Source organism: Deltaproteobacteria bacterium, assembly GCA_011773515.1.
In the GTDB taxonomy this organism is placed as follows: domain Bacteria; phylum Desulfobacterota; class Deferrimicrobia; order J040; family J040; genus WVXK01.
In genome coordinates, this window is the sequence record WVXK01000031.1 from 13668 (window position 1) to 14045 (window position 378).

Sequence of the window (378 nt, forward strand, 5' to 3'; positions counted from 1 at the left end):
AAAGGGGAAGCAGGCTGACCGATAGGGAGACGATCGCAAGCGGAAGCATATTGACCCTCTGCATCGATGCGGTGCTTTCGATGAATTTCGTTCCCACCCGGCTCTTCGAGCCGATCGCCTCTCATGCCGGCTTCGGGAAGATCGATCTCTCGAGCGATGGTGTTCACTACCGGCCGAAAGTTACATTCATCGTGGAGTGAGTCGATGATCGGTCTCTTTTTCGACAGACGCGGTTACGTAACCGCTTTCACCCTCGTAACCTCCCTTGCATTGATCACGAGCGTCTTTCTGTCCATCAACACGGGAAAATATTTTTACGAGCAAAATTCCGTGGAGACCGCAGCGGATTCCATAGCCATCTCGCTTGCCACGTGGGAA

General features: G+C 53.2%; 1 protein-coding gene. It reads left to right on the forward strand.

The features are described from left to right. A partial coding sequence (locus GTN70_03680) for a hypothetical protein (GenBank protein ID NIO16089.1) occupies nt 1–200 on the forward strand: 200 nt, incomplete at its 5' end. Nucleotides 201–378: the final 178 nt, after the last annotated feature.